The organism is Hyphomicrobium sp. DMF-1 (assembly GCF_027886585.1).
GTDB classification, from domain to species: Bacteria; Pseudomonadota; Alphaproteobacteria; order Rhizobiales; family Hyphomicrobiaceae; genus Hyphomicrobium_C; species Hyphomicrobium_C zavarzinii.
The window spans coordinates 2,766,463-2,792,023 of the sequence record NZ_CP115706.1; the positions used below are offsets into that span (position 1 = coordinate 2,766,463).

Here is a 25,561-nt window from a genome sequence, read left to right on the forward strand (position 1 = left end):
TCTAATGGGACTTGGCCGTCAGATAATGCCCGGAGCGGCTCTACGTTTCACGAAGCGCGGCCCACATAGGCCTGCAACGGAGCCACCTTGAGGATATCGGCCTTCAAGGCCTTTATCGCGCGGGTCACGGCAACCGCGCCTGCAAAAGTTGTATAATAGGGGACGTGGTGAAGCAAGGCCGTGCGGCGGATGTCCTTGCTGTCAGCCACCGCTTTTGCACCTTCGGTTGTATTGAAGACCAAGGCGACTTCGCCATTCTTAATGGCGTCGACAATGTGAGGCCGGCCCTCCAGGACCTTATTCACAATCTCGGATTGTAGCCCGTGCGCCTCGAGGTGACGGCGGGTGCCGCGGGTGGCGATAATCTTGAAGCCGAGGTCCGCAAGCTCGCGCAGCGGCCCCACGATGCGGTCCTTGTCGCTGTCCTTCACCGAAACGAACACCGTTCCGGAGGTAGGCAGCTTCTGGCCGGCACCGAGCTGGCTCTTGGCGAAGGCCACAGCGAAATCGCGGTCGATGCCCATCACCTCACCGGTGGAGCGCATCTCCGGACCCAGGATTGGATCCACGCCCGGGAAACGGGCGAACGGGAACACGGCTTCCTTGACGGCGACGTGATCGACCTTGGCCGCCTGCAGGCCGAAGCTCGCCAGCGGCTTACCTGCCATGATCTGAGACGCGATCGCCGCGATCGGCTTGCCGATCACCTTGGCGACGAACGGCACGGTGCGCGAGGCGCGCGGATTGACCTCGAGAACGTAGACCTCGTCGTCCTTGATGGCGAACTGGACGTTCATGAGGCCGACGACGCCGAGAGCCAGGGCCAGCTCGCGCGCCTGGCGCTCGAGCTCGGCGATGATCTTCGGCGAGAGAGAATGGGGCGGCAGCGAGCAGGCCGAGTCACCCGAGTGGATGCCGGCTTCCTCAATGTGCTCCATGATGCCGGCGACGAACGTGTCCTTGCCGTCCGAGAGGCAGTCGACGTCCACCTCGATGGCGTCCGCCAGATAGCGGTCGATCAGCAGCGGGCGCTTGGCCGAAACCACGAGCTCCGACGGACGGTCGAGCGTCGCGGAGAGGCGCGCGATGTAGCGGTCCACCTCGGCGCGGTCGTGTACGATTTCCATGGCGCGGCCGCCGAGCACGTAGGACGGACGGATCACGACCGGGAAGCTCACGCGCTCGGCAATGGCGGCAGCCTCCTGCGGGGTCGCGGCGATGCCGCTCTCCGGCTGGCGCAGGCCAAGCTTCTCGATCAGCGCCTTGAAGCGATCGCGATCCTCCGCGAGGTCGATGGCGTCCGGAGACGTGCCCAGGATCGGCACGCCGGCTTCCTCAAGTGCGCTCGCGAGCTTCAGCGGCGTCTGCCCGCCGAACTGAACGATCACGCCTTTGAGGGTGCCGTTCTGCTGCTCGCGGCGGATGATCTCCAGCACGTCCTCGGCAGTCAGCGGCTCGAAATAGAGGCGGTCCGAGGTGTCGTAGTCGGTCGACACGGTCTCGGGGTTGCAGTTGACCATGATGGTCTCGTAGCCCGCGGCGGTGAGCGCGAAGCAGGCGTGGCAGCAGCAGTAGTCGAACTCGATGCCCTGGCCGATGCGGTTCGGGCCGCCGCCGAGGATGATGATCTTCTCGCGGTTCGACGGATCGGCCTCACACACGGGAGGACCGGTGAGACCACGCTCGTAGGTGGAGTACATGTAGGCCGTGGGCGAGGCGAACTCGGCCGCACAGGTGTCGATACGCTTGAAGACCGGATGCACGTCGGCCGCCTGGCGCGCAGCACGCACCTCGGCCTCCGTCTTGCCCGAGAGCTTCGCGAGGCGGGCATCAGAGAAGCCCATGGCCTTGAGCGAGCGGAGATGCTCGGCCGACGTGGGCAGGCCGTGCGCCTTCACGCGCTCCTCGACGTCGAGGATCTCCTTGATGCGCGCGATGAACCACGGATCGATCTTGCAGAAGGCGTGCACCTGCTCGGCATCGAGGCCGAGGCGAAGCGCCTGGGCGACCTTGAGCAGACGGTCGGGCGTGGGGCGGCCGAGGGCCGCGCGGATGACGTTCTTGTCGTCGCCAGCTCCGAGGCCTTCGAGCTCGATGTCGTCGAGGCCCGTGAGCCCCGTCTCCATGGAGCGGAGCGCCTTCTGCAGGCTTTCGCCGAAGGTGCGGCCGATGGCCATCGCTTCGCCCACCGAGCGCATGGCGGTCGTGAGCGTGGTGTCGGCGCCCTGGAATTTCTCGAAGGCGAAACGCGGAATCTTGGTGACGACGTAGTCGATGGTCGGCTCGAAGGACGCGGGTGTCGCGCCGCCGGTGATGTCGTTCTCGAGCTCGTCCAGCGTGTAGCCGACGGCGAGACGGGCCGCGACCTTGGCGATCGGGAAGCCGGTTGCCTTGGACGCGAGCGCGGAGGAGCGCGAGACGCGCGGGTTCATCTCGATGACAACGAGACGGCCGTCCTTCGGGTTCACCGCGAACTGGACGTTCGAGCCGCCGGTCTCGACGCCGATCTCGCGCAGAACGGCGAGCGAGGCGTCGCGCATGATCTGGTATTCTTTGTCGGTGAGCGTGAGGGCCGGCGCGACGGTGATGCTGTCGCCGGTGTGAACGCCCATCGGGTCGAGGTTCTCGATCGAGCAGACGATGATGCAGTTGTCCGCCTTGTCGCGGACGACCTCCATCTCGTACTCCTTCCAGCCGAGCAGGCTCTCGTCGATCAGGATCTGGCCGACGGGCGAGGCATCGATGCCGGAGCGCGCGATCTGCTCGAACTCCTCGCGATTATAAGCGACGCCGCCGCCCGTGCCGCCGAGCGTGAAGGCGGGGCGGATGATTGCGGGCAAGCCGATCTGGTCGAGCGCCTTCATGGCCTCGGCGAAACCAACCGCGGTGTCGTAGCGGACGATGTGGCCCTTCTCGTCGCGAATGGGCGGCGAGGAGGCGATGGACGCGCGCGGGCTTTCGAGGCCGATGCGGTCCATGGCCTCGCGGAACAGCTTGCGGTCCTCGGCCTTGTCGATGGCCTCGGCGCGTGCGCCGATCAGCTCGACCCCATGCTCCTCCAGCACGCCCTGGCGCTCGAGCGCGAGCGCCGTGTTGAGGGCCGTCTGGCCACCCATCGTGGGCAGCAGCACCAGCTTGTCGTTGGGGCGCTGGCGGCGCTCGTCGGCGATGATCCTGGCGACGATCTCGGGGGTGATCGGCTCGATATAGGTTGCATCGGCCAGCTCCGGATCCGTCATGATCGTAGCCGGATTGGAATTGACCAGGATGATCCGATATCCCTCAGCCTTCAGGGCCTTGCAGGCCTGCGTTCCGGAATAATCGAACTCGCACGCCTGGCCGATGACGATCGGGCCGGCGCCGATGATGAGGATGGAGTCGATATCTGTGCGTTTTGGCATGGCGAGGCCGGTTCTATTCGACGGTTTCAGGTTTGGCTATAGCTGAGACGCCGCGATGCACGCCTCTCTCCTGCGTCGTGTTGAACGCATCCGGAGGAGCCTCGACAGCAAACGAGGGTGCCTCTGGACACCCTCGCTCTTCGCACAGTTCTATGCGCTCCCGCTTTACTATTTCACGACATCCTTAGGAGCTTCGATCACGATGTTGTCCGGGTACGTGTAAACTTCCTTGAAGATCGGCTTATCCAGGAAGCCCGCGCGGGCCAGAATGCTGCGGGCGGGCAGCCCCGTCTTGGGATCGAGATAGATCATACGGACGGCTTCGTTCTTGGGCGGCTTCGCGCCTTCCTTGCTGTCCTTCGCCGCTTCGTCAAGGCCACGATAGGCGCGCAGCTCCCGGCCTTCGACGGTCTCCGTCCCGATGCACTCGAACTTGCCGACCTCCTGGTAGACCTGGGCGATGCTCTTAATCATGAACTGAACGAGCTGCTCGGCCTCCTGCGCCGGGGCCTCCTTCCAGCCGTCCCCGCTGTTCGTCCAGGCCTTCTCGCCGACGACGATGCTCTCTACGGGCTTTCCTTCGGTCAGCGGCGTTAGCACCTGGCGCATGCGGTCCGGGGTCTGGTACTCGACCACCATGTTGGCGGGGCCCGCCTCGGTGATCATGCTCGTCTCCTTGCGGAGGAATTTCTGCTTGCCCTGCGAATTGACCGCCAGGGCCACCTCGGTCGAGCAATCCGCGAGCGCAGGCCCGGCCGCGGCTAGGCCGAGGACGCCCGCCAAGGCGATGGCAGCAATGCCGTACTTCGAACGCATCGTGTCGTTTCCTTCCTCAACTCTTTCAGCCCGGCGCCGCGACGCGCGAGGCGGGCCTTCTTGTTCTTCTCTCAGTTGCGCATGGTCCGGCGGCGCAACAATGGCCGTCTAGAGCGGCTTTTCGATCTTGATGTCGGACGGGTAGCTGAAGACCTCCTTCGCCACCGGCTCGCCCGCGAGGTCGGGCGCTGCGACGAGATTCAAGGCGGGCAGCTTGGTATCCGGGTCGACGAGAATCGTGCGGGCCAGCTCCTTGTCCTGAACCTTCTCCGGCGTCGTCTGATAGCCGAGGTAGCTCTTGCCATCATAGGAAACCGTGCCGAGGCATTTGAACTCGGTGGTGATCTTGGGCGGCGCGAATGCGCTCTTCATCTGCGTCACCACCAGATGTCCGATAGCGGCCTTCATCTCCTGCCAGCCCGATCCCTCGTTGCTCCAGGTGAGATTGCCGACGGCGATGGTCTCGATCGACTCATCGCCTGCCGTCACAGTGCGGTGAACACGATCAGGGGGCAGATAGTCGATCGTCTGCTTCTGGACAAGACCGGTGTCGCTCGTGGACTGGGTCTCGGTCCGCCAGGGCTGCTTCTGCTGGCTGGTAAAGATGGCCTCCAGCTCTGCCTTGCCGTCACAGGCGGACACTGAGGGAGCCGCCGCGACAAGGGCGAGCATCGAGTAGGCAATCAGGCTTGGGCGCATTCGGCGTCTCTTTGTTTCTGCTTCTGGTTCCTCGTTCGCCGCGCGCCTCCGTCGTCGGGAGGCGCGACAACCGGCGCGCATCCTATACGCGCAGGCGGGAAAAAGTCGATCATCGGCAGGAAGTTTCGGAGACTATGATGAGTGTCCGTCCGCCCGGTCAGCGCTCCGACTGAGGAGGCATCGAGCGGCGCTCGCGCATCTTGTTCACGAACCGGGTGAACAGGTAGTGGCTGTCCTGAGGGCCGGGCGAAGCTTCGGGGTGATACTGCACCGAGAAGACCGGACGCCCCTCCAGCTCCAGGCCGCAGTTGGTGCCGTCGAACAGCGAGACGTGGGTTTCCACCACGCCTTTGGGAAGCGTGTCGCGGTCCACCGTAAAACCATGATTCATGGACGTAATTTCCACCTTGTTGGTGGTGAAGTCCTTGACCGGGTGGTTCGCGCCGTGGTGGCCCTGGTGCATCTTGCGGGTCTGAGCACCCAGGGCGAGACCGAGCATCTGGTGACCGAGGCAGATGCCGAAGAGCGGCAGGCCCGAGTCGATGAGCTTCTTGATCTCCGGTACGGCGTACTTACCGGTGGCCGCCGGATCGCCGGGGCCGTTCGAAAGGAACACGCCGTCGGGCTTACGCTCCAGGATGTCCTCGGCCTTCGTCGTGGCCGGGACGACCGTCACCTTGCATCCGGCGGACGCGAGGCAGCGGAGAATGTTGCGCTTCAAACCGTAATCGATGGCCACGACATGGAAGTCGGGCTTCTCGTTGCGTCCGTAGCCCTCGTTCCAGACCCAGCGGGTCTCGTCCCACGAATAGCTCTGCCCGCTCGTCACATCCGGCACGAGGTCGAGACCGAGCAGGCCCGACCAAGCCTTTGCCTCGGCGGCGAGCTTGGGGATGTCGAACTTTCCGGACGGTTCGTGGGCGATGACCGCGTTCGGCATGCCCTTCTCGCGAATGCGGGCCGCGAGCGCGCGCGTGTCGATGCCCGAAATGGCGATGATGCCACGTGCCTTCAGCCACTCGTCGAAGTGGGCGAGCGCGCGGTAGTTCGACGGCTCGGTGATCTCGGCGCGCAGGACGCAGCCGCGCACACCCGAGCGGGAGGCAAGGTTCGACGTCTCGGTGTCCTCGGCGTTGGTGCCGATGTTGCCGATGTGGGGGAACGTGAAGGTGATGATCTGGCCGGCGTAGGAGGGATCGGTGAGGATCTCCTGGTAGCCGGTCATGGCCGTGTTGAAGCACACTTCACCGACGGCGGTGCCGACGGCACCGAGGCCGATGCCGGAGATGACGGTTCCATCATCGAGCACCAGGCGGGCCGTTTCGGGCGTGTCGGACCAAGGCGCGGGCGTGGATTTCATCGGGCGACGAGCTCATTCTGGGCTCGAAGGGGCGCTTTCGGCACGCGCAAGGGAGCAGTTCGCGCGCTAAGGAAGTGGCGTCCGCTCGAGGCAGGGTCCATGGATCGCGGCGGAACCTATGCGAGGGCGCCCACCACGTCAAGGAATGGGGCGTCGTTAAACGCTGGCTTGATAAACAAGACTTCTCCGGACGGGCAAGCCTCGCCCTCGGCGCCCGCATCGCCTATATAGCGCCGAACCGAACTCCGATGCTGAAAGAGGGCTTCCCCATGCGCCAGCGCATCACCCAGGACGTGAAAGACGCCATGAAATCCGGCGACAAGGCGCGCCTTTCCACGCTTCGCCTGCTCACGGCCGCTATCAAGGACCGGGAGGTGGGGGTCGGCGGTGCCGCGCCGGTCGAGGTCGGGGACGCGGAGGTGATCGCCATCCTACAGAAGATGGTGAAGCAGCGCCGCGAAAGCGTCGCCACCTATGAGAAAGCAGGGCGGACCGACCTCGCCGATCAGGAAAAAGCCGAGATCACGGTACTCGAAGGCTACCTGCCGAAGCAGATGGACGAGGAAGGCACCAAGGCGGCAGTGGCGGCGCTCGTGGCCGAGCTGGGCGCGGCCGGCCCCAAGGACATGGGCCGCGTGATGGGCGCGCTGAAGGAGCGTTATGCCGGCCAGATGGACTTCGGCAAGGCGAGCGGTGTTTTGAAAGACTTGCTGAAGTAGGCAGCAGCCAACCGGCAGCGGGCAGCGGCAGGTTCGGATTGGGGCCGCCTGGTCCGTGCCGTCCGTTGCCCCCCTGTGGATTGTGCTCACAACGGCGCTGGGAGCGGGAGCCGGTCAGCGAGGGTGAGGCGAATCACGTACAGTCCGGTCACGCAAAGCGGGCAGCTTTAAGCCCTCGCGTTGTATCGGTTTTCTGGCCTTTCCGGACCCAACAATTACCCCATGCGATTTTCGCCGCACCTTCTGGACGAGATCCGCGCCCGGCTCCCGGTGAGCCAGGTCGTGGGCCGCAAGGTTGCGCTCAAGCGCAAGGGACGCGAATACGCCGGCCTCTCACCGTTCAAGATGGAGAAGACGCCGTCGTTTTTCGTGAACGACCAAAAGGGCTTCTATCACTGCTTCGCGTCGGGCGAGCACGGCGACATCTTCAAGTTCGTGATGGCGACCGAGGGGTTGAGCTTTCCGGAGGCGGTCGAGAAGCTGGCCGCCGAAGCCGGGGTGGTGCTGCCCAAGGCCGAGGTCGAGGACAAGGAGCGGGCGGACGAGCGCACGCGGCTGCTCGCGCTCATGGAAGAGGCGGCGAAGTTCTTCGAGGCGGCGCTTTCCGGCGCCAGCGGAAGCGAGGCGCGCCGCTACATCGAGAAGCGGGGGCTCAAGCGGGAGACGCTCGCGGCCTTCCGCATCGGCTATGCGCCCAATTCGCGCTCGGCCTTGAAGGAGCATCTGGCTAAGGCCGGCTATACGCTGGAGGAGATGACCCTTTCGGGCATGCTGATCGCAGGCGACGACATTCCCGTTGCCTACGACCGCTTTCGCCATCGCGTGATGTTTCCGATCGCGGATGCCAGGGGCCGGATCGTCGCGTTCGGCGGCCGTGCGCTCGATCCCGACCAGAACGCCAAGTACCTGAACTCGCCGGAGACGCCCCTCTTCCATAAGGGGCACCTGCTGTTCAACGCCCACCGCGCCCGTCCCGCCGCGCACGACAAGGAACGCGTGCTGGCCGTCGAAGGCTACATGGACGTGATCTCGCTTGCGGAAGCTGGTTTCACGGAAACCGTGGCCCCTCTCGGCACCGCGCTCACCGAGGACCAGCTCAAGCTGCTCTGGCGGATGTCGGCCGAGCCGATCCTCTGCTTCGACGGCGATAGCGCGGGCAAGCGCGCGGCATTCCGGGCGGTCGACACCGCCCTTCCCCATCTGAAGCCCGGCGCGAGCCTGATGTTCGCCTTCCTGCCGGACGGACTCGATCCGGACGATCTGGTACGCCAGCAGGGACCGGCCGCGCTCGACGCCTGCCTCGGGCGGTCGCGTCCGCTGATCGATGTTCTGTTCGAGCGGGAATGGGGCCAGGGTGACTGGTCGACGCCCGAGCGGCGGGCCGGTCTCGAAAAGACCCTCAAGGGCCTGATCGCCCGAATCGAGGATGAAAGCGTGCGCGCCCACTACCGGCACGCCCTGAAGCAGCGCCTCGACGCGGCCTGGGGCACCGGGGAGAGCGGGTGGAAAAACTCGGGCGAAGGGTCGCGGTCCGGCGGAGGCGGCGGGCGCTGGGGCCACGGAGGCGCCACTTGGCCGCGCGGGTCGGGCGGACAGGGCGCCCGTGCGGGCGGAGCCGCTGCAGGCGGGCGCCGGGGCGCACCGGGGCGCAACTTCGCGCCCGGCCTCGGGCAGTCGCCGGAGCACGTTAACCCTAGCTCGAGCCTCAGAAAAAGTGCGCTCGTCTCGGGCGAGAGCAGCCTGCCTCCCCAGCGGGAGGCCCTGCTGATCAAGGTGATGCTGAATCACCCCTGGCTGATCGACGATCAGGCTGAATCCATCGCCGCGCTGCCGTTTACGTCGACTGCGCTTTCCGGGCTACGGGACGCGATCCTTTCTGCCCACGCCCTTGACAATTCACTTGACACGGAGACTCTTCGAACCCACTTGAACAAATCGAGCGTAGGCAAGACCTTGACCCTTGTCGAACGCGCGGTTTCGCACAAGTGCGATCGATTTGCTGAGCCCGACGCCGGGCGCACCGAGGTGGAAGATGGCTGGCGCCACGCCCTCGCGATGCACGAACGGCACGTGGGACTTCAGCGATCGCTCGAGGCGGCTGAGCAGGCTTGGCATGAAGACCGCAGTGAGGTGTCCTTTGCACGCATCTGCGATCTCAAGCGTCAGCTCGAGCTTTTGAGCGGTGCAGATTCATTCGATACAGCGGCCGTGTTCGGCCCAACGCCTTGACGATAGGGGGAGCGCCACGTTCGGAACCGCGACCTGCTCGGCCATTTTGGGTCGGGGGCTTCACCTCAGCGAGGTCGACGCCGCCGGGTTCGGGACGTATGGCGCGGCTTCCTGGTCTTCGATGCTTGGCGCCCGCTGTGCTCTTTCCGACAGAACCGGCACCTTCGACGGCCGGTTCCACCGCAGCCTCTTGGCTGGCGGTGCTTCACTCTAGACAACATGGGCGCCCAGGCTGCGCCCTCCCCTCACTCTTTGGCGACGGTTGAGACACATGGCAAACGCTGCAAAGAACGAAGAGCAGGATACCGCGACGGCGGAGACCACGGAGCGCGACAGTCCGCTCCTGGACCTCTCCGATCAGGCGGTAAAGCGCCTGCTCAAGACGGCGAAGGCACGCGGCTACGTCACGCTCGACGAGCTGAACTCCGTGCTGCCATCCGAGGAGGTCTCTCCGGATCAAATCGAAGACACCATGGCGATGCTCTCCGATATGGGCATCAATGTGGTGGAGACGGAAGAAGGCGAGGAAGGCGCGGATGCAGCCGCGCCCGACGCCGATGAGGAGGACGGCCGCGCCGTCGTCTCCGCGGGCCTGCCCGCGCGCTCCGAGACGCGCGCGGAACCGGCCGAGCGCACGGACGACCCTGTCCGCATGTACCTCCGCGAGATGGGCTCCGTTGAGCTGTTGTCGCGCGAGGGCGAAATCGCCATCGCCAAGCGCATCGAGGCCGGCCGCGAAGCCATGATCGCGGGCCTCTGCGAGAGCCCCCTCACCTTCCAGGCCATCATCATCTGGCGCGACGAGCTCAACGAAGGCAAGATTCTGCTGCGCGACATCATCGATCTCGAAGCCACCTACGAGGGTCCGGAGGCGAAGGCGCCTCCGCAAGTCGCGGGTGACGGCGAGGGCGAAGAGGAAGCCGCCGCCGAGGAAGGCGCGCCGCCTGCCCAGGGCGAAGGCGAGGACGAGGACGAGTTCGAGAACGCGCTCTCGCTCGCCGCGATGGAAGCCGAGCTCAAGCCCAAGGTACTCGAGACGTTCGACAACATCGCCAGCACCTACAAGAAGCTGCGCAAGCAGCAGGACAAGAAGCTGGAGCAGCAGGTGGCGGGCGAATCCGGCTCGCGCCAGCAGCAGAAGGCCTACGAGAAGCTGCGTGACGAGATCATCGCCGACGTGAAGAGCCTCTCGCTCAACAACGCGCGTATCGAAAGCCTCGTCGAGCAGCTCTACTCGATCAACCGCCGTCTCGTCGGCCTCGAGGGCCGCCTGATGCGCCTCGCCGACAGCTACGGCGTGCCGCGCCAGCAGTTCATCGACGAGTACTTCGGCAACGAGTTGGACCAGACTTGGCTCGACCGCATGGCCGAGAACGGCAAGAAGTGGTCGAACCTCATCAAGAACGAGCGGCCCGGCATCGCGCAGATCCGCAAGGACATTCACGAGCTCGCGACGGAAACGGGCCTCGAGATCACCGAGTATCGCCGCATCGTGAAGGCGGTGCAGAAGGGCGAGCGCGAGGCCCGGCAGGCCAAGAAGGAGATGGTGGAAGCCAACCTCCGCCTCGTGATCTCGATCGCGAAGAAATATACCAACCGCGGCCTGCAGTTCCTGGATCTCATCCAGGAGGGCAACATCGGCCTCATGAAGGCGGTCGACAAGTTCGAGTATCGCCGCGGCTACAAGTTCTCGACGTATGCGACGTGGTGGATCCGTCAGGCCATCACCCGCTCGATCGCGGACCAGGCGCGCACCATCCGCATCCCCGTGCACATGATCGAGACGATCAACAAGATCGTGCGCACGAGCCGCCAGATGCTGCACGAGATCGGCCGCGAGCCGACGCCGGAAGAGCTGGCCGAGAAGCTCGCCATGCCGCTCGAGAAGGTGCGCAAGGTGCTCAAGATCGCCAAGGAGCCGATCTCGCTCGAAACGCCGATCGGCGACGAGGAGGACAGCCATCTCGGCGACTTCATCGAGGACCGCAATGCGGTGCTGCCGGATCAGGCGGCGATTGCGGCCAACTTGCGCGAGACGACGACGCGGGTGCTGGCTTCGCTCACGCCGCGCGAGGAGCGCGTGCTGCGCATGCGCTTCGGCATCGGCATGAACACCGACCACACGCTCGAAGAGGTCGGCCAGCAGTTCTCGGTGACGCGCGAACGTATCCGCCAGATCGAAGCCAAGGCGCTGCGCAAGCTCAAGCACCCGAGCCGGAGCCGGAAGCTCCGCAGCTTCCTGGATAACTGACCGAACGAAAAACCCCCGAGGAAACTCGGGGGTTTTTTGCTTCGCCGAGGGAGGGCGGAGCCCAGCTATTTTCGGAGCCCGCGCAGTCTCCAGATCGCGAAGCCGAAGAAGATCGCCCAGACCGTGATCGCACCCGCCGCGAGCGCGATCCTGCGGCCGGTGGCGGAGCCTTCCTCCGGATTGAGAGCGACCCAGCTCGCGACCGCCACCAGCATCGCGACGATGCCGAGGCTCAGAAGGATCTGCAAAGCGCGAACGGCGTAGGGTGCCTCGTCAGTGAGGCTTCCGTCCGGGTTGGCTTTTGCGCCGTAGACGATTCCACCGATGGCACTCAGCGCCATGCTGCTCGCCGCGAGCAGGAACGCGGATCCAGCGGCGATCAAAACCCAGCTCGGCGCATCGCCATCGCTTCTTCCAAAGCGGCCGAGGCCCGTCATGACCACGTACAGGCCGATGGCCGCGATGATGGCGACGAACGCGAGCCCGATGATGTTGCCTTTGGTCTCCGGTGTCATGAACCAAAGACTTGCAGATCGGAGTTTCGATTTCGTTGCCGCCCGCTTCAGGCACGGAGAACGAATTCCCTCGCGCGCGCTTTTCGTTCACATACGGCGCTGGTAGAGTCGTGCTCAATCAAAAAAATGCCGTTCTGCTTCCATGTCCTCACAAAGTCTTGGAGGTTTCGATCGTGCACGCGAGCCGTAAGCGCTACGGCAACTTGGGAAGGAATTCGGGGGTTCGCTTCTACGCGCTCGGGCCTTCGTCCATTCGCGTGTGGTTCAAGGATGGCGACGGCTATGACTACGACTATCGTCATCCGGGCCGCGAGCACGTGGAGACGATGAAGCGTCTCGCTGAAGAAGGCCGAGGGCTGTCCACCTACATCAGCCAGCACGTGCGAAAGAACTACGCGCGCAAACTGTGACCGGCGCATGCGCGCGTTCACCTGATCAAAGCCAAGGCGCTATGCAAGCGCAAGCATCCGAGCCGCAGTCGGAAGCTGCGGAGCTTCCTGGATAACTGATTGCGCTTTGCGTTTTTCCAAGAACACATGCCCCGAGGAAGCTTGGCTTTTTTATTGCGTCTTTCGCCGTCCTTTTTTACGTGGGGCTATTTGGACCGAACCGAATGGCGCCCGAAACGCTCTGGAGCTCGTGGACCATGTTAAAGTATGACGCCTCTGCGTTCTGCCGGATCTCTTCCGTACTGGGACAGGCGTTGGTCATTCTTCGCCATTCGAAAGACCCCGATTGGGGTTCGCTGGCCGCGACTCTGGGCGAATTGCAGCGAGAGGCGGATCGAATGGGGATGGCCAGCGTTGTCAAAGTTTTATTGCGAATTAAAGAGCACATGTTTGAAACGCCTGGGGCGAGCTCCGCCAGTGTCCAGCCGATGTTGTCGGAGCTTTACAATCGTCTCCGCGACGAGCTGGAGGAAATGCTGTTTCTGCAGGTGGAGGCTGCTCAAGCCCCGTTCTATTCACAATCCAACCCACTTTTCGGGGCGGTGGTAGCCGAACAGTTTCCATCTGTCACTTATGAGGTTGAAGAGGCCGGTAGGTGCCTGGCTCTGGAGCGCTCAACAGCTAGCGCTTTTCACTCGATCCGGTGTCTTGAAGCTGGAATTCGAGCCATAGCGCGCAGCCTTGGTATTTCCGATCCTACTCGGGGCGCAGAGCGGAGCTGGGGCAGTACTCTGAAGGCCATTAAGGCTGAAATTGATCGGCGGTGGCCCGCTAATACCGGTCGAATGGGTGGCGACGCCAGATTCTTTGATGAAGTTTACGGTGCACTGGCTGGAATGCAAAACCCTTACCGCAACGCGACTATGCACCTTGATGACAAGTATACCGGCGAGGAGGCGCGTCACCTAATGGAGCTTGTTAGGGGGATCATGGGAATGCTTGCTAACCGGATGAACGAGAGAGGGCAGCCCCAGGCTTAAGAACCAAACTGCTCCCAATCTAATTCGACCAAAGGTTTGAAGTACGAAGACAAGTTCAGGACTTGGCAGATGCTACGTGGCAGGACAATTCCGTACAGGCGGTACTCATGTTTGAAAAATGGACCTGAGAGCGTAAAAGCAAAAGCCCCCGAGAGGACCCGGGGGCTTTGTCGTCCGGCGCGCCGAGCTTCGGACTAGGCGTTGAGCCTGCTGCGGCGGGCGCGGAGGCTGCGGGCGAAGCGCAGCACGGCGACCGCGGCGGTGCGCCCTTCCCGCGTATCCAGCGCCGCATACCGGCGCGCCTGCGCCTTGGCGTGCTCGATGATGCTCTTGTAAGTCTCGTCGCGAACCTGGGCGGCGTTGGTCTGGAACACGCTTGTGGTCTGCATGGATGTCCTCCGAGCTGTTGAGCTACCGGTGGACATGTAGGAATCGGACGTGGCGCCGCAACGGCGTTCCTGTGGCGAGAACATTACAAAAAATTCAAATCATTGCAGATGGTTGTAACAGACCTCACGGGGCCGGACACCGCCTCAGCGCAACTTCACGCGAGCAGCCTCCCAGCGGTCCCAGCGCTCCTGCTCGGCAGGCGAGCACCACGGATTGGCGTAGTAGCCGATGCGCCCATTGATGCGGGTGCAGTCCTTGACCGGGGGCGAGACCAGAGGCTGGCGAACGGCCGTGGTTCGTCCGCGCTCGGCCAGCGCGGCGGGCGGGAGGGCGCTCACCGCCAGGATCACGGCGATTGCGGCACGCAGGCTCAGCGGCATGGCGCTCCTTTCAAGCTGCTGTTCTCTCGTTCACGGCAGTCTCGCAGAGATAGCCCTGCTCTGTCGATGCATCCGTTCGGGCGCCCCGAGGCTGGAGGATAGACGCAGCACATCGTAAGTTGGCGCGTTGCGTTCCCCTTTCACTGCTTCGAGGCCGGGCGGAGACGAGATATGCGCGGGTTGACCCAGTTCGAGAGCCGCACCCAAACCGTGATCCCGCGGCACGCCTTCCTGAACCGGATGGCGCGCGCGATCGGCCTCTGGTCGTTGCTGACGCTCGGCGGGCTCGCGCTCGGAATGGCGGGCTATACGATCACCGAGGGCATGGGGCTCGCGGATGCGTTCGTGAACGCGGCGATGATCCTCTCCGGCATGGGACCGGTCTCGGAATTGCACACCACGGCGGGCAAGATCTTCGCGGGAAGCTACGCCATCCTCTCGGGGCTCATCATTGTCATCGGCGCAGGGTTCGTGCTGGCGCCTATCGCGCATCGCGTGCTGCACCGTTTTCACGTCGAGAGCGGCAAGGAGCGCTAGCGGGTGACGGAGAGCACGAAGGTAAGCGGAGCGCCCAGGGTCTATCTTGCGGGACCCGAGGTTTTCTTTCCGGACGCGCTCGCCCAGGGCGCGGAGAAGAAGCGGCTCTGCACGAAGTTCGGGTTCACGGGCGTCTTCCCCCTCGACAACGCCATCGCGGACGCGGCCTCGCTCTCACCGGAAGCGCTCGCACGCGCCATCAGCCACGGCAACGAAAGCTTGATGCGGAGCTGCGACCTGATGATCGCGAACTGCACGCCCTTTCGCGGCGTGAGCATGGACGCGGGAACTGCGTTCGAGATCGGCTTCATGCGCGCGCTCGGGCGGCCCGTGCTCGGCTACAGCAATGTCGCGGCCGACCATGCGGCGCGCGTGCGGGCGACGCCGGAGGCCGCGCGGGCGTGGTGGGATCAGGAGACGAGGCAGGCCGACATCGAGGATTTCGGTCTCGCCGAGAACCTGATGATCGCGATCGCGGTGCTCGATACGTGCGGGCGCTTCGTCCTGCGCGACGTGGCGCCCGATCGCGTGCTCTCGGATCTGGACGGCTTTCGCGATTGCCTCGCGCTGGCCGCAGACATGTTCAGGGAACGAGAACGAGTGCGCCGGTGAGATCGCCGCGGCGGAGACGATCCAGGGCCATGTTGGCTTCTGCCAAAGGCACTGCGGTCGTGTGCGTGCGCACGGGCACGCGCGGCGCGAGGTCGAGGAACTCCTCGGCATCCTTGCGCGTGAGGTTCGCGACCGAGCGGATCACGCGCTCCTCCCACAGGATGCGATAGGGCATTGGCGGGATTTCGCTCATGTGGATGCCGCCGAGCACGACGGTGCCGCCCTTTCGCACCGCTTTCAGGGCCAAGGGCACCAGGGCGCCGACGGGTGCAAAGATGATCGCCGCATCGAGCGGCTGGGGCGGGGCTGCATCCGACGCACCAGCCCAGACGCAACCGAGCTCGCGGGCGAAGGTTTGCGCCTGGCTGTCTCCGGCCCGCGTGAAGGCATAGCTCTCGATGCCTTCGTGCCGGGCCACCTGAGCGACGATGTGGGCTGCGGCGCCGAACCCGTAGATACCGAGCGTGCGGCACTTCCCCGCCATGCGCAGCGAGCGATAGCCGATCAGCCCGGCGCAGAGCAGAGGTGCGGCCTCCACATCGCCGAGGCCCTGGGGAATTGGAAAGCAGTAGTCCGCATCCGCGACGGTGTACTCGGCATAGCCGCCGTCGATCTGATAGCCGGTGAAGCCCGGGTGATCACACAGGTTTTCATGGCCCTCGCGGCAGTAGGGGCAGGTCCCGCAGGTGTGGCCGAGCCAGGGGATGCCGACGCGCTGCCCCAAGGTGAAGCGCGTGACACCGGCGCCCATTGCGTCCACCCGTCCCACGATCTCGTGGCCGGGGATTATGGGAAGCTTCGGCTCCGTCAGGTCTCCATCGGCCACGTGCAGGTCCGTGCGGCACACCCCGCAAGCCGCGACCTTCACCCTCACCTGGGCCGCGCCGGGCTCCGGGCGCGGCACTTCCGCGAGCCGCAACGGCTTTCCCGGCGCATCGAGCAGCATGGCTTTCATGGTCGGCATACGGCGCTCCTTCATGGAACCGTGCGGAAAGGAGAGGCATTCGATATCATGTCAGGGGAGCCTGCCTTGATCGAGATCTGATCTCGACCCAGCGACGACGGAGGTGCCATGACGCTAACCCTGATCTCCCCGGCCTTCGCCGACGGCGCGGCCATTCCGAGCACCTACACCTGCGAGGGCAAGGACGTCTCTCCGCCGCTGATGTGGGATGGCGCGCCAGCGGGCACGAAGAGCCTTGTCCTGATCGTGGACGATCCGGATGCGCCCGACCCCGCCGCGCCCCAGCGCACCTGGGTACATTGGGTGCTCTACAATCTGCCGCCGGGATCGAAAGGGCTGGCCGAGGGCGTGAGCGCGGCAAGCCTGCCGGAAGGGACCGCGACCGGCCTCAACGACTGGGGCCGGGCCGATTTCGGAGGCCCCTGCCCTCCCATCGGGCGACACCGGTATTTTCATAAGCTCTATGCCCTCGACGCCCGCCTCGAAGGCCTTTCCAGTCCCACCAAGGCGGATGTGGAAACGGCAATGAAGGGCCACGTTCTGGCCCAGGCGACGTTGATGGGCACCTATCTCAAGAGCCATTGACGCACGGGCACGGACGTCTTGGTCAACAAAAGCTTTCCGCAAAGGGCGGCATTTTAGGTCCCGTGTTGTACGCCCCTCAAGGACTCCCGGATACCCTTGGCAGTTGATCAGGGCAAAACGGGGGGATCCGCTATGACTCACGGTCACAGCTCGAATGGCGTTGCACTTGCGCGATGGGTTGGTCTGGCTATCGGCCTGCCGGCGCTCGTGGCTGTGATCCTGCTCGGCAAAGACGCCTTGATGGTCGTCAACAAGATCAACGAGAACGCGCTCAAGCGCGAGACGGCGGCCCTCGAGCGCGGCATCAAGCTGCTGGGCGAGCTGCACGCCTCGGAGCTGCTGTCGCAGACCATGTGGGACACCGCGTTCCGCAATGTCGTGCTGTCGAAGCGGCAGGATTGGATCCGCGAGAACTTCGGCAAGGATGCGATCTCTCCAGAAGGCATCCAGCAGCTCTATATCGTGGACTCCCGCAGCAACGTGATCTTCTCGAGCGAGCTCGAAGGTGCGCCCTCGCCGGAGCGCGGCGCGGCGCTCATCGCAGCGGCCTCGCGCCCGATCGAGCGGGCGCGCATGCTCTACAAATCGGCTCGCGCCGCAGGCGACGGGTTCGGAGAGCGCATGCCGGGCGCCATGACCGACGGCATCTACGTCAACGACCTGATCCGGCTCGACGGGCAGTCGGCGATGGTGACCGTATCGCCGTTCACGCCCGATGTGGAGGACCACGAGACACCGAACGAGCCGACCCTGCTGCTCGGCGTGCAGTTCCTGACCGAACCGCTGCTCGACAAGCTCGAGTCGCTCTCGCATATCGATGGCCTCGAGCACGTGCCGGCGAACCACACCGAGGCCACGGGCGAGCATACGCTCGCGCTCCGCGATGCGAACGGCAACGTTGTGACGCACGTGACGTGGGACTTCTCCTCGCCCGGACATGCAATCCTGCTGGCGGCCCTGCCGGCGATCGCGCTCTCGCTCGGTCTCATCGCGATGATGACGCTGCTCGCCGCATTTACCGTGCGCCGGCTGACGCAGCGCCTCTCCGAAAGCGAGCAGGCCGCCATCCATGCGTCACGCCACGACGCGGCGACGGGACTCGCGAACCGCGGCTGGTTCATGAGCGTGTTCGCAAACCTCCTCACGCGCGCGGGCAAGCAGGACGGCGTATCGGCGGTGATGCTGATCGACTGCGACTACTTCAAAGCGGTGAACGATACCATGGGACACGCAGCGGGCGACGCCGTGCTCTGCGCAATCGCAGGCCGGCTCAAGGCGCTGAACGAGCGCCTCGTGATCGCAGCCCGCCTCGGCGGAGACGAGTTCGCAGCCGTCACCACGCCGATGGCAAGGCGCGAGGATGCGGCGCTCATTGCCGAGATCGTGGAAAAAGCGCTCACGCAGCCGGTCCTGTTCGACGGGCGTCTGCTCAATGTCAGCGTCAGCATCGGCGTGGCGGCATTCGAAACGCCGTCCACGCTCTCGATCGACGCCTGGCTCGCGAAGGCGGATGTGGCGCTCTACCGCGCCAAGCGTGACGGACGCGGCTGCTCGCGCGTTTACGACGAGGCCCTCGACACGGACATCGCGTCGGAGCTTGCCCGCACGCTGCAGCGCGCGATCGGATCGAGCGCGGTGGCGACTCGTCAGCCCGAGGCGGTCTCGAGCCCGTCCGTCGAGGCCGCTTGAGACCAGCCGCGACCCGAACGACGCTCAGCGATCGATGCGGGAGATCTTCGAGCCCTCGAGCGTAAGATTGTACATCAGACCCTTCTGATCGAGAATGAAGCCGATGACGGGCTTCGTGATCTGATTGGTGTCGACCGACCCGCCGACGCCCACGGTGACGAGCGCCACGGAGCCGTCCACGCCGACCTTCCAGCCGTGCTTGCGGCGGAAGCTGCCGAGCGCCTCCTCGGTCATGAAGAGGATGATGACGGTACGCGCTTGCACGCCGAGCTGGAAGCCGACGGACGCGGAGACCGTGTTGTAGTAGGCTTCTGTGCGCCCGTGGCGGCGCAACGCGCCCTCGCCGTACTCGCCGCCGAAGCCCATGCCCGCCTTCACGACGGAGGGAAACACCAGAACGGCGGCCGCATCGCGCACAAGCTCCCGGGACCCGCCGACGGTGCGATAAAAGCGGTGGAGCGCGGCGTCGACATCGGTATCGATCTCGTAGCCGGAGGCGGCGCTGGCATCCCGTGCCGCCCCGACCAAAAGGGCTAAGGCCAGGACGACGTTGAGGGCGAGCATCTTCGGCATAGGTCGTCTCTTCCTGTTCTGGCAGGCGCAAAGCCCGCGAATCAATCCGGTGCCGCTCACCGGTGCGTAAAAGCTACGGATATCCCGTGGAGCCAATGTGGCACGGATTTGCCGGGAACATGCCATCGGGAAGGCAGAAACGGGCTAACCTCAGCAGAACAGGCACGCGCTGCACATGGTTTTGGCTTCCGAGATGTGCCCGTCGATGATGCGCGCATACTCGGTGAGCTTCGACTTCCAGCTCTCGCAGAGCGCCTTCTTCTTCTCGGGCTCTCCGTGGGCCGTTTCCCAGCCTTTGAGATATTCGGATTTCTTGGCGCGGAAGACGGCCGCCACCCTGCGCAGCGAACGAACCTCGACGCAGGGGCTCACCGCCGCCCAGGTGCGTCCCTGAAGGTTGAGCTTCTTGCCGCAGAACTCCTGCAGGGCGTCCACGGTCGCGTATTCGTCGACGCGGCGCCACAGCGTCTCGCGCTCGGTCTTGCTCATGCTGTTGAGGCCGAGCTTCACCTCGACGAGGCGAGCGTCCGCCTGTTCTTGAGCACGTGCCAAGCCGACCGCTGCGGCGAGCGCCGCCGCCATCAGCAACAGCGCCCCGTACCTGATCGTAGACCGTCCCAGAGCCTGCATGCTCACCCCCGGACCGCGTATCTTTCCTTAAGTGCCGACTCTAAATCTTGCGCGGACCCTTCGGCAAGTCTTCCGGCCACCCGGCGGCACGCGCGGGGGAGGCCGTGTGTCCAAAAAATCAGGGCCGGGGCATGCTCGCACGCCTCGGCCCCGATGGGAAAATTCAATGCCCGATCAGAAGTTGGGACGAGCCTTGACCTCGCATTCGGTCTTGCGGCCGCGCTCGATTTCGCACTCGATCTTCTTCTCGGTTGCGGTGCGCCAGCGCGGGGTGTGGCCGGTCTCTTCGCGCACCTCACGCTTCCAGTCGGCGATGGCGGCCGAGATGGCGGCATCGCGTGCCGCAGGGCCGACGCCCATCACCTCTGCCTCGCCGCTCTCCCGGTCCGCGCGGTGGCCTGCGACCGCGGCGGTGGCGGCCGTGACTGCCAAACAAGAAACTGCAAGCGCGGCGATGCCTGCGCGGAGGACGGTGCTCATTCTGAAATCTCCTGGATACTGAGTGATTGCCGGGCCCCGACGGCACCGAGCAAAAGCGTGATAGGCCGCCTCGCTCGTTGATGCTGTTTCCTAAGGAACAGGACCAACTTCGGCTGCCGGCCTTCTTAACCACGCCTTTTCCGGGGTGGCGCTTTTGATGCGGAGCGCGCTAGGCGATGGCGATGATCTCGACCTCGCCCGCTCCAGCGGTGGCCGTGTCGCCCACGGACTTGCCGAGGAGCGCGCGCGCGAGCGGCGACACATAGGAGAGCGTGCCTTTGCCGGGATCCGCCTCGTCCTCTCCGACGATGCGATAGGTCTGGCGCCGGCCGTCGGCGCGCTCGATCGTCACGCGAGCGCCGAAGCGCACCTCGCTGGTGTCGGACTGCGCGGGCACCAACTCGGCGGAGGCGCGGCGCGCGGACCAATACCGCAGATCGCGCGCGGCGGCGTTGAGGGCGGCGCGATCACCCGCGCTCTGCGCTTCCGCATAAGCGCGCGACAGGCGTGCGACCTCGCTCTCGATCTGCGCGAGGCCTTGCTCGGTGACGAGGTTGGGGTTCTCGGACACCAGACGCTCGGGAAGCTCCTCGAACGCATCGAGGCCATCCGGTTCTTTGACGAATGCTCTGCTCATGGGGCTAATATAAGCACGACAAGGGAAAAATCACGAGGAACACGTGCGGATGCGCCAAGCGCAAAAGGAAATCACGGTCGCGACATCCGGTCAGGGTCTGTACGAGATCAGCGCGGCCGCACACGCGTTCACGCGAGAAAGCGGCATCGGCATCGGGCAGCTCACCGCGTTTTGCCGCCACACGTCGGCATCTCTCGTCATCCAGGAAAATGCGGACCCTGACGTTCAGCGTGACCTCGTCGCGTTCTTCCGCAGGCTGGTGCCGGACGGCGATCCGCTGTTCGTGCACACGATGGAGGGACCCGACGACATGCCCGCGCACGTCAAAAGCGCGCTGACGCAGACGTCACTCACGATTCCGATTCATAACGGCAATCTCGTGCTCGGCACCTGGCAGGGACTTTATCTCTTCGAGCATCGCCGACAGCCGCATCAGCGAAAGATCGTGTTGCATGTGTTGGGCGCGTAACCCACACTCACAAGTCTGACAATCGCATTCGCATTTCGACAGGAGATCATCACATGGCGAAGAACAAGGAAGCGGGCGACGATCGCCGCGTGGGCGCGGTGAAGAAGCGCTCGCAGATCAAGAACAAGTTGACCGGCACCTGGACGAAGCGGGACGACAAGACCGGCAAGTTCCTCGACGTCAAAGCGGACAAGAAGCCGTTCAAGGGTGTCCGTAAGAAGGTCAAGGCCGCCGCGAAGCCGACTGCTGCCAAGAAGTCTGCCGCCAAGAAAGCGCCGGCCAAGAAGGTCGTTAAGCGCGTCGTCAAGAAGGCGCCCGCCCGCAAGACGGCCGCCAAGAAGCGGTAGCAAGGGGACCGATCAGCGTTAACGAATCGGCCGACAATCCAGGGGCGGCGGACGGTTGCCGCGCGATGCTCTTTGTCGCGCAGCGATTCTCCGCCGCCCCTTTGAGTAGCAGGCCGCAACCTGCTAAGGAGGCCTCCAATCTCAATTCAAGGGAGGCTCCCATGAGCGACGCCGAAAGCAAGACCCGCATCGAGACGGCCAAGCTGATCCGCAGCTATTACGACGCCTTCAACTCGGGCGACAGCGAGGGCATGCTCGCCCACCTCACCGACGACGTGATCCACGACGTGAACCAGGGTGAGCGCCGCGTCGGCAAGGACAAGTTCCGCGCGTTCAACGCGCGCATGACGCATCACTACAAGGAGCTCCTGACCGAGATCGTGGTGCTCGTCTCGAAGGATGGCACGCGGGCTGCCGCCGAGTTCAACGTGAACGGCACCTACATCAACACCGACAGCGAGCTGCCGCCTGCCAAGGGCCAGACCTACGTTCTGCCGGCCGGCACCTTCTTCGCGATCCGCGACGGCAAGATCTCGCGTGTCACCACCTACTACAACCTCACCGACTGGATCGCTCAGGTTGCCTGATAGTTCAGCCTGATTGGTCTGGCCCGCCTCCCCTTCGAGAAGGAGACGAGATGAGCATCGACGTTCGCGCGCTCACCGGGGACGACATCAAGACGGTTCTTCCCGATCTTGCCCGGCTTCGCATCACCGTGTTCCGCGACTGGCCGTACCTCTACGACGGCACGCTGGAGTACGAGGAGGAGTATCTCGCAAAGTTCGCCAAGGCGAAGGGCGCCGTTTGCGTGGTCGCGCGCGACGGCGATCTCGTGGTCGGCGCCTCCACGGGGGCGCCGATGATCGAGCACGCGGACGAGTTCGGCGAGCCGTTCCGGAAGGCGGGCTACGATCTCTCCAAGATCTTCTATTGTGGCGAGAGCGTTCTGCTCACAAGCCATCGCGGGCATGGGCTCGGACACAAGTTCTTCGAGCTTCGCGAGGCGCAGGCCTACGCCCTGGGCGGCTTCACCCACTCGACCTTCTGCCGCGTGGTGCGCCCTGACGACCATCCCCTGAAGCCCAAGGAGTACATCCCGCTCGATGTGTTCTGGGGCAAGCGCGGCTATGCTCCGGTTCCCGGCCTCACCGCCACCTACGACTGGAAAGACGTGGATCAGGCCGAAGAAACCACGCACGTGATGCAGTTCTGGATGAAAAAGCTCTGATGGCCGCTCCGCAAACTCTCAAGATCGCCGCTGCCCAGTATCCGATCGGCCAGCCCGGCTCGCTTGGCGAGTGGGAAGACAAGATCGCGACGTGGGTGCACGCGGGCGCGGCAACGGGCGCCGAACTTCTCGTCTTTCCGGAATACGCTGCGATCGAGCAAGCCGCCTGCTTTGGCCCCGAGGTCTACAACGATCTCACCACGACGCTCGAACGGGTGGCGGAGCTGGCGCCGGCGCGCGTCGCGCTTCACGCTGCGCTCGCGAAGAAGCACAACGTTCACATCCTCGTGGGCTCTGGTCCCGCCAAGGACGGGCACCGCTTCGTCAACGCAGCCCAGCTCGTCACTCCCGCGGGGTCCGTGGGCGTGCAGGAAAAGCTGATCATGACGCCGTTCGAGCACGACTGGGGCGTGACGGCGGGCGGACCGCTGCGCGTGTTCGAGACGCGGCTCGGCAAGATCGCGGTGCTGATCTGCTACGACAGCGAGTTTCCCCTGCTTGCCCGCGCGGCCGTGGAGGCCGGCACGGATGCGATCCTGGTTCCCTCCTGCACCGAGCGCATATCGGGCTATCATCGCGTGCGCACCGGCTCCAAGGCGCGCGCGCTCGAGAACACCATCGTCACCGTGCAGAGCCCGACTGTGGGAGATGCCGTGTGGTCTCCGGCCGTGGATCACAACGTGGGTGCTGCCGGCATCTACGTGCCGCCCGAGAACGGTGTGAGCGACGACGGCATCCTGGCCCAGGGGACGCTCAACGAGTCGATGTGGGTCTCGGCTGCGGTCGATCTCGCGGCGCTGAGGCGGCTGCGCACGAGCGGCGAGATGCGCAACTTTGGCGACTGGCCATCGCAGCCCGGCGCTGAGCCGCTGAAGCACACGGTCGAGACGGTGACGCTCGCCTAGAGCGCGCAGCAGACGTGGTGCGCGGCGCCGCCGGAAACCGGCGGCACCGCGTTCTCTTTGTTCTTACTTCAGCTTCCAGGTGACGGTGACACGCGCTTCGAGCGTCTCGCTGCCGCTTTCGATCGGCGCTGCGTCCATCTTGGCGGCGCGTGCCATCCCCATCGGGCGCGGTCCGCCGTAGCCGACCTCCTCGGCGATCGAGACGACCTCGCCAACGTCGGCACCGGCGGCCTTGGCCAGAAGCTCGGCGCGCCTACGGGCGTTCGCCACGGCTTCCTTTCGCGCGTCGTCCTTCAGAGTCTCTTCCTTGCTCACGACGAAGTTGAGGCCGTTGATCTGGTTTGCGCCGAGGCTCACGAGCTTGTCGAGAAGCGCGCCGAGCGACTTCGGATCGCGGATCAGGATCTCGACCTGATTGGAGACCACGTAGCCGTCGATGACGGGCGGTGCGCCGTCGCGCGGCGAGGTGTAGCGCGGATTGACGCTGAAGTTGCTCGTCTGAATGTCCTTGGCGTCGATGCCGCTCTCCTTGAGGCCCGCAACGACTGCCTTCATCTTCTCGGTGTTGGCGGAGAGCGCGGCCTCGGCCGTGTTCGCTTCGGCCGTGACACCCGACGAGAGGCGCACCTGATCGGGCTCAGCCGTCACGTAACCGGTTGCGGATACGGTGATCAGACGGTCCATGATCTTGTCCTCGGCGCGGAGCGGGGTCGCAAACATCAGCATGGCAGACGCAGCGGCGAACACCGCTGCGGGCCCCAGTTTCGTCGTCAGTCGCATAAAGTCCTCCTGTTGGGAGCTTTTGCGTAGGACATGTTCGGGGAGGAATGAAGGCCGGGCGCGGCAAGCCTGACGGCTGGCGGCGCGTGCGAACTCTGTTATAGAGGGTCCCCGCCCTCCTGGAGCCGGCCCTCTTCGCGGCATCGGCTCCTTGCCGGTCTGCACCGGCCGGCCCGGACGCGTTCCGACAAGGGGGCCCGTAGCTCAATGGTTAGAGCTGGCGGCTCATAACCGCCTGGTTCCAGGTTCGAGTCCTGGCGGGCCCACCACTTTTGCTTGCGCGCAGCCGCCACACCAACCCTGCGCGCGATGGTTCCGGATCGAGGATCCTCCTCTCACCTCCACCACTTTTGCTTGCGCGCAGCCGCCACACCAACCCTGCGCGCGATGGTTCCGGATCGAGGATCCTCCTCTCACCTCCACCACTTTTGCTTGCGCGCAGCCGCCACACCAAATTTGCGCTGCCGGTCCCGGTTTTCGTTCGATGTCTGTGGATCGTGCGCAGAAGGATGGCCCGTTGGGCTGTGAAATCGGGTTAACCTTGTCTCCGTGGTCCTTTCCGGCGGAGGCTCTCATGCTCGACACGCGCCCGACTGACGACACCACGCTGCGCTGCGAAGCCCTGTTCGACCGGGTGGCGGCGACGCCAATCGGAAAAAACCCGCACGCGCTCAGGGTCGTGCTCGCCGAGTGCGACGCGCTCGAACGTTCCATTCGCAATCCCTCGGCGATCTGCCGTCTGCGGGACATGCGCCACTGGCTGCGCCTTGCCTATGGCGATGCGCTTCATGGCTATCCTGCCGATCAGCTCCGCCGCATCGTGCTCGATGCGATCTCGGGGCTGGAACGCGCTCATCATTGAGCCCTGAGCGCGGCTCTACCGGAACAGCGCGGCGCAGGCTGGCGCTTGCCATTCCTCTTCGTCGATGCGGACCG

Annotated in this window: 28 protein-coding genes and 1 tRNA gene; 16 read left to right on the top strand and 13 right to left on the bottom strand. The window is 64.7% G+C overall.

Annotated elements, in window-relative coordinates; translation table 11 throughout:
• Nucleotides 1-47 precede the first annotated feature (47 nt).
• The 4 genes from carB to carA all read right to left on the bottom strand — a co-directional run bounded on the left by carB (nucleotide 48) and on the right by carA (nucleotide 6,276).
• Nucleotides 48-3,401 (bottom strand): carbamoyl-phosphate synthase large subunit, encoded by a 3,354-nt coding sequence (gene carB / locus PE058_RS12620; protein WP_020086587.1) that lies wholly within the window; start codon nucleotides 3,399-3,401, stop codon nucleotides 48-50.
• A 168-nt stretch (nucleotides 3,402-3,569) separates the two neighbouring features.
• Nucleotides 3,570-4,217: a hypothetical protein gene (locus PE058_RS12625; protein ID WP_020086586.1), complete on the bottom strand. Its 648-nt coding sequence runs from the start codon at nucleotides 4,215-4,217 to the stop codon at nucleotides 3,570-3,572.
• Nucleotides 4,218-4,325: 108 nt separating this feature from the next.
• A complete protein-coding gene (locus PE058_RS12630; RefSeq protein ID WP_020086585.1) occupies nucleotides 4,326-4,916 on the bottom strand; it encodes a hypothetical protein in 591 nt (196 codons plus the stop codon).
• Between the two features lie 157 nt (nucleotides 4,917-5,073).
• The gene (gene carA, locus PE058_RS12635; RefSeq protein WP_020086584.1) at nucleotides 5,074-6,276 is read right to left on the bottom strand and encodes a glutamine-hydrolyzing carbamoyl-phosphate synthase small subunit; all 1,203 of its coding nucleotides are present in this window, start codon (nucleotides 6,274-6,276) and stop codon (nucleotides 5,074-5,076) included.
• A gap of 248 nt (nucleotides 6,277-6,524) precedes the next feature.
• On the opposite strand from carA, the gene PE058_RS12640 reads away from it, so the two are divergent.
• From PE058_RS12640 to rpoD, 3 genes are all read left to right on the top strand, one after another.
• Nucleotides 6,525-6,995: a GatB/YqeY domain-containing protein gene (locus PE058_RS12640; RefSeq protein ID WP_271028546.1), complete on the top strand. Its 471-nt coding sequence runs from the start codon at nucleotides 6,525-6,527 to the stop codon at nucleotides 6,993-6,995.
• A gap of 222 nt (nucleotides 6,996-7,217) precedes the next feature.
• The gene (gene dnaG, locus PE058_RS12645; RefSeq protein ID WP_271028547.1) at nucleotides 7,218-9,224 is read left to right on the top strand and encodes a DNA primase; all 2,007 of its coding nucleotides are present in this window, start codon (nucleotides 7,218-7,220) and stop codon (nucleotides 9,222-9,224) included.
• A gap of 271 nt (nucleotides 9,225-9,495) precedes the next feature.
• Nucleotides 9,496-11,475, top strand: coding sequence for an RNA polymerase sigma factor RpoD (gene rpoD / locus PE058_RS12650; RefSeq protein ID WP_020086581.1), 1,980 nt, complete (start codon nucleotides 9,496-9,498; stop codon nucleotides 11,473-11,475).
• A gap of 65 nt (nucleotides 11,476-11,540) precedes the next feature.
• Here the strand turns inward: rpoD and PE058_RS12655 are convergent, their stop codons facing one another.
• Entirely contained in the window at nucleotides 11,541-11,990 is a 450-nt protein-coding gene (locus PE058_RS12655) for a hypothetical protein (protein WP_271028548.1), read from the bottom strand.
• A gap of 173 nt (nucleotides 11,991-12,163) precedes the next feature.
• Between PE058_RS12655 and PE058_RS12660 the strand changes: the two genes are divergently transcribed.
• Nucleotides 12,164-12,400 carry a hypothetical protein gene (locus PE058_RS12660; protein ID WP_271028549.1) on the top strand — a complete coding sequence of 79 codons (237 nt, stop codon included), beginning with the start codon at nucleotides 12,164-12,166 and terminating at the stop codon, nucleotides 12,398-12,400.
• A gap of 236 nt (nucleotides 12,401-12,636) precedes the next feature.
• Nucleotides 12,637-13,419 (top strand): hypothetical protein, encoded by a 783-nt coding sequence (locus PE058_RS12665; protein ID WP_271028550.1) that lies wholly within the window; start codon nucleotides 12,637-12,639, stop codon nucleotides 13,417-13,419.
• A gap of 194 nt (nucleotides 13,420-13,613) precedes the next feature.
• Here the strand turns inward: PE058_RS12665 and PE058_RS12670 are convergent, their stop codons facing one another.
• Complete coding sequence (locus tag PE058_RS12670; RefSeq protein ID WP_020086577.1) at nucleotides 13,614-13,808, bottom strand: hypothetical protein; 195 nt, start codon at nucleotides 13,806-13,808, stop codon at nucleotides 13,614-13,616.
• A 144-nt stretch (nucleotides 13,809-13,952) separates the two neighbouring features.
• Nucleotides 13,953-14,189 carry a hypothetical protein gene (locus PE058_RS12675; RefSeq protein WP_020086576.1) on the bottom strand — a complete coding sequence of 79 codons (237 nt, stop codon included), beginning with the start codon at nucleotides 14,187-14,189 and terminating at the stop codon, nucleotides 13,953-13,955.
• A 171-nt stretch (nucleotides 14,190-14,360) separates the two neighbouring features.
• Here PE058_RS12675 and PE058_RS12680 point away from each other — a divergent pair, with 171 nt between their 5' ends.
• Both PE058_RS12680 and PE058_RS12685 read left to right on the top strand, forming a co-directional pair.
• A complete protein-coding gene (locus PE058_RS12680) occupies nucleotides 14,361-14,726 on the top strand; it encodes a hypothetical protein (protein WP_020086575.1) in 366 nt (121 codons plus the stop codon).
• A gap of 3 nt (nucleotides 14,727-14,729) precedes the next feature.
• On the top strand, nucleotides 14,730-15,338 hold the full coding sequence (locus tag PE058_RS12685; protein ID WP_271028551.1) for a nucleoside 2-deoxyribosyltransferase: 609 nt from the start codon (nucleotides 14,730-14,732) through the stop codon (nucleotides 15,336-15,338).
• Here PE058_RS12685 and PE058_RS12690 read toward each other — a convergent pair.
• Nucleotides 15,310-16,293, bottom strand: a complete 984-nt coding sequence (locus PE058_RS12690; RefSeq protein WP_271030617.1) for a zinc-dependent alcohol dehydrogenase family protein — start codon at nucleotides 16,291-16,293, stop codon at nucleotides 15,310-15,312. The two genes, PE058_RS12685 and PE058_RS12690, sit on opposite strands and share 29 nt — an antisense overlap.
• Nucleotides 16,294-16,410: 117 nt before the next feature.
• On the opposite strand from PE058_RS12690, the gene PE058_RS12695 reads away from it, so the two are divergent.
• Nucleotides 16,411-16,887 (top strand): YbhB/YbcL family Raf kinase inhibitor-like protein, encoded by a 477-nt coding sequence (locus PE058_RS12695; protein ID WP_271028552.1) that lies wholly within the window; start codon nucleotides 16,411-16,413, stop codon nucleotides 16,885-16,887.
• 132 nt (nucleotides 16,888-17,019) lie between these two features.
• Entirely contained in the window at nucleotides 17,020-18,576 is a 1,557-nt protein-coding gene (locus PE058_RS12700) for a diguanylate cyclase (protein ID WP_271028553.1), read from the top strand.
• Between the two features lie 24 nt (nucleotides 18,577-18,600).
• Here PE058_RS12700 and PE058_RS12705 read toward each other — a convergent pair whose 3' ends face one another.
• The 4 genes from PE058_RS12705 to greA all read right to left on the bottom strand — a co-directional run bounded on the left by PE058_RS12705 (nucleotide 18,601) and on the right by greA (nucleotide 20,896).
• Nucleotides 18,601-19,149 (bottom strand): BPSL1445 family SYLF domain-containing lipoprotein, encoded by a 549-nt coding sequence (locus tag PE058_RS12705; RefSeq protein WP_020086570.1) that lies wholly within the window; start codon nucleotides 19,147-19,149, stop codon nucleotides 18,601-18,603.
• Nucleotides 19,150-19,299: 150 nt separating this feature from the next.
• Nucleotides 19,300-19,779, bottom strand: coding sequence for a hypothetical protein (locus PE058_RS12710; RefSeq protein ID WP_020086569.1), 480 nt, complete (start codon nucleotides 19,777-19,779; stop codon nucleotides 19,300-19,302).
• 174 nt (nucleotides 19,780-19,953) lie between these two features.
• A complete protein-coding gene (locus PE058_RS12715) occupies nucleotides 19,954-20,259 on the bottom strand; it encodes a hypothetical protein (RefSeq protein WP_020086568.1) in 306 nt (101 codons plus the stop codon).
• A 169-nt stretch (nucleotides 20,260-20,428) separates the two neighbouring features.
• Nucleotides 20,429-20,896, bottom strand: a complete 468-nt coding sequence (greA, locus tag PE058_RS12720) for a transcription elongation factor GreA (RefSeq protein WP_020086567.1) — start codon at nucleotides 20,894-20,896, stop codon at nucleotides 20,429-20,431.
• Nucleotides 20,897-20,945: 49 nt separating this feature from the next.
• On the opposite strand from greA, the gene PE058_RS12725 reads away from it, so the two are divergent.
• The 5 genes from PE058_RS12725 to PE058_RS12745 all read left to right on the top strand — a co-directional run bounded on the left by PE058_RS12725 (nucleotide 20,946) and on the right by PE058_RS12745 (nucleotide 23,845).
• A complete protein-coding gene (locus PE058_RS12725) occupies nucleotides 20,946-21,365 on the top strand; it encodes a secondary thiamine-phosphate synthase enzyme YjbQ (RefSeq protein ID WP_271028554.1) in 420 nt (139 codons plus the stop codon).
• Nucleotides 21,366-21,418: 53 nt separating this feature from the next.
• Nucleotides 21,419-21,712 (top strand): hypothetical protein, encoded by a 294-nt coding sequence (locus PE058_RS12730; protein WP_020086565.1) that lies wholly within the window; start codon nucleotides 21,419-21,421, stop codon nucleotides 21,710-21,712.
• 161 nt (nucleotides 21,713-21,873) lie between these two features.
• Nucleotides 21,874-22,299 carry a ketosteroid isomerase-related protein gene (locus tag PE058_RS12735; RefSeq protein WP_020086564.1) on the top strand — a complete coding sequence of 142 codons (426 nt, stop codon included), beginning with the start codon at nucleotides 21,874-21,876 and terminating at the stop codon, nucleotides 22,297-22,299.
• Between the two features lie 50 nt (nucleotides 22,300-22,349).
• Nucleotides 22,350-22,940: a GNAT family N-acetyltransferase gene (locus tag PE058_RS12740; RefSeq protein ID WP_271028555.1), complete on the top strand. Its 591-nt coding sequence runs from the start codon at nucleotides 22,350-22,352 to the stop codon at nucleotides 22,938-22,940.
• Nucleotides 22,940-23,845 (top strand): carbon-nitrogen hydrolase family protein, encoded by a 906-nt coding sequence (locus PE058_RS12745; protein WP_020086562.1) that lies wholly within the window; start codon nucleotides 22,940-22,942, stop codon nucleotides 23,843-23,845. Before PE058_RS12740 ends, PE058_RS12745 begins: the two co-directional genes overlap by 1 nt.
• Nucleotides 23,846-23,908: 63 nt before the next feature.
• Here the strand turns inward: PE058_RS12745 and PE058_RS12750 are convergent, their stop codons facing one another.
• Nucleotides 23,909-24,625, bottom strand: coding sequence for an SIMPL domain-containing protein (locus PE058_RS12750; RefSeq protein WP_271028556.1), 717 nt, complete (start codon nucleotides 24,623-24,625; stop codon nucleotides 23,909-23,911).
• 193 nt (nucleotides 24,626-24,818) lie between these two features.
• On the opposite strand from PE058_RS12750, the gene PE058_RS12755 reads away from it, so the two are divergent.
• Both PE058_RS12755 and PE058_RS12760 read left to right on the top strand, forming a co-directional pair.
• A tRNA-Ile gene (locus PE058_RS12755) sits at nucleotides 24,819-24,894 on the top strand.
• 305 nt (nucleotides 24,895-25,199) lie between these two features.
• Nucleotides 25,200-25,487: a hypothetical protein gene (locus tag PE058_RS12760; protein WP_271028557.1), complete on the top strand. Its 288-nt coding sequence runs from the start codon at nucleotides 25,200-25,202 to the stop codon at nucleotides 25,485-25,487.
• The last annotated feature ends 74 nt before the right edge of the window (nucleotides 25,488-25,561 follow it).

Bases quoted from the DNA above. Each gene is read 5' to 3' on its own strand.
- carB (WP_020086587.1), bottom strand. From the start codon at position 3,401: ATGCCAAAACGCACAGATATCGACTCCATCCTCATCATCGGCGCCGGC.
- PE058_RS12625 (WP_020086586.1), bottom strand. From the start codon at position 4,217: ATGCGTTCGAAGTACGGCATTGCTGCCATCGCCTTGGCGGGCGTCCTC.
- PE058_RS12630 (WP_020086585.1), bottom strand. From the start codon at position 4,916: ATGCGCCCAAGCCTGATTGCCTACTCGATGCTCGCCCTTGTCGCGGCG.
- carA (WP_020086584.1), bottom strand. From the start codon at position 6,276: ATGAAATCCACGCCCGCGCCTTGGTCCGACACGCCCGAAACGGCCCGC.
- PE058_RS12640 (WP_271028546.1), top strand. From the start codon at position 6,525: ATGCTGAAAGAGGGCTTCCCCATGCGCCAGCGCATCACCCAGGACGTG.
- dnaG (WP_271028547.1), top strand. From the start codon at position 7,218: ATGCGATTTTCGCCGCACCTTCTGGACGAGATCCGCGCCCGGCTCCCG.
- rpoD (WP_020086581.1), top strand. From the start codon at position 9,496: ATGGCAAACGCTGCAAAGAACGAAGAGCAGGATACCGCGACGGCGGAG.
- PE058_RS12655 (WP_271028548.1), bottom strand. From the start codon at position 11,990: ATGACACCGGAGACCAAAGGCAACATCATCGGGCTCGCGTTCGTCGCC.
- PE058_RS12665 (WP_271028550.1), top strand. From the start codon at position 12,637: ATGTTAAAGTATGACGCCTCTGCGTTCTGCCGGATCTCTTCCGTACTG.
- PE058_RS12670 (WP_020086577.1), bottom strand. From the start codon at position 13,808: ATGCAGACCACAAGCGTGTTCCAGACCAACGCCGCCCAGGTTCGCGAC.
- PE058_RS12675 (WP_020086576.1), bottom strand. From the start codon at position 14,189: ATGCCGCTGAGCCTGCGTGCCGCAATCGCCGTGATCCTGGCGGTGAGC.
- PE058_RS12680 (WP_020086575.1), top strand. From the start codon at position 14,361: ATGCGCGGGTTGACCCAGTTCGAGAGCCGCACCCAAACCGTGATCCCG.
- PE058_RS12690 (WP_271030617.1), bottom strand. From the start codon at position 16,293: ATGAAAGCCATGCTGCTCGATGCGCCGGGAAAGCCGTTGCGGCTCGCG.
- PE058_RS12695 (WP_271028552.1), top strand. From the start codon at position 16,411: ATGACGCTAACCCTGATCTCCCCGGCCTTCGCCGACGGCGCGGCCATT.
- PE058_RS12700 (WP_271028553.1), top strand. From the start codon at position 17,020: ATGACTCACGGTCACAGCTCGAATGGCGTTGCACTTGCGCGATGGGTT.
- PE058_RS12705 (WP_020086570.1), bottom strand. From the start codon at position 19,149: ATGCCGAAGATGCTCGCCCTCAACGTCGTCCTGGCCTTAGCCCTTTTG.
- PE058_RS12710 (WP_020086569.1), bottom strand. From the start codon at position 19,779: ATGCAGGCTCTGGGACGGTCTACGATCAGGTACGGGGCGCTGTTGCTG.
- PE058_RS12715 (WP_020086568.1), bottom strand. From the start codon at position 20,259: ATGAGCACCGTCCTCCGCGCAGGCATCGCCGCGCTTGCAGTTTCTTGT.
- greA (WP_020086567.1), bottom strand. From the start codon at position 20,896: ATGAGCAGAGCATTCGTCAAAGAACCGGATGGCCTCGATGCGTTCGAG.
- PE058_RS12725 (WP_271028554.1), top strand. From the start codon at position 20,946: ATGCGCCAAGCGCAAAAGGAAATCACGGTCGCGACATCCGGTCAGGGT.
- PE058_RS12730 (WP_020086565.1), top strand. From the start codon at position 21,419: ATGGCGAAGAACAAGGAAGCGGGCGACGATCGCCGCGTGGGCGCGGTG.
- PE058_RS12735 (WP_020086564.1), top strand. From the start codon at position 21,874: ATGAGCGACGCCGAAAGCAAGACCCGCATCGAGACGGCCAAGCTGATC.
- PE058_RS12740 (WP_271028555.1), top strand. From the start codon at position 22,350: ATGAGCATCGACGTTCGCGCGCTCACCGGGGACGACATCAAGACGGTT.
- PE058_RS12745 (WP_020086562.1), top strand. From the start codon at position 22,940: ATGGCCGCTCCGCAAACTCTCAAGATCGCCGCTGCCCAGTATCCGATC.
- PE058_RS12750 (WP_271028556.1), bottom strand. From the start codon at position 24,625: ATGCGACTGACGACGAAACTGGGGCCCGCAGCGGTGTTCGCCGCTGCG.
- PE058_RS12760 (WP_271028557.1), top strand. From the start codon at position 25,200: ATGCTCGACACGCGCCCGACTGACGACACCACGCTGCGCTGCGAAGCC.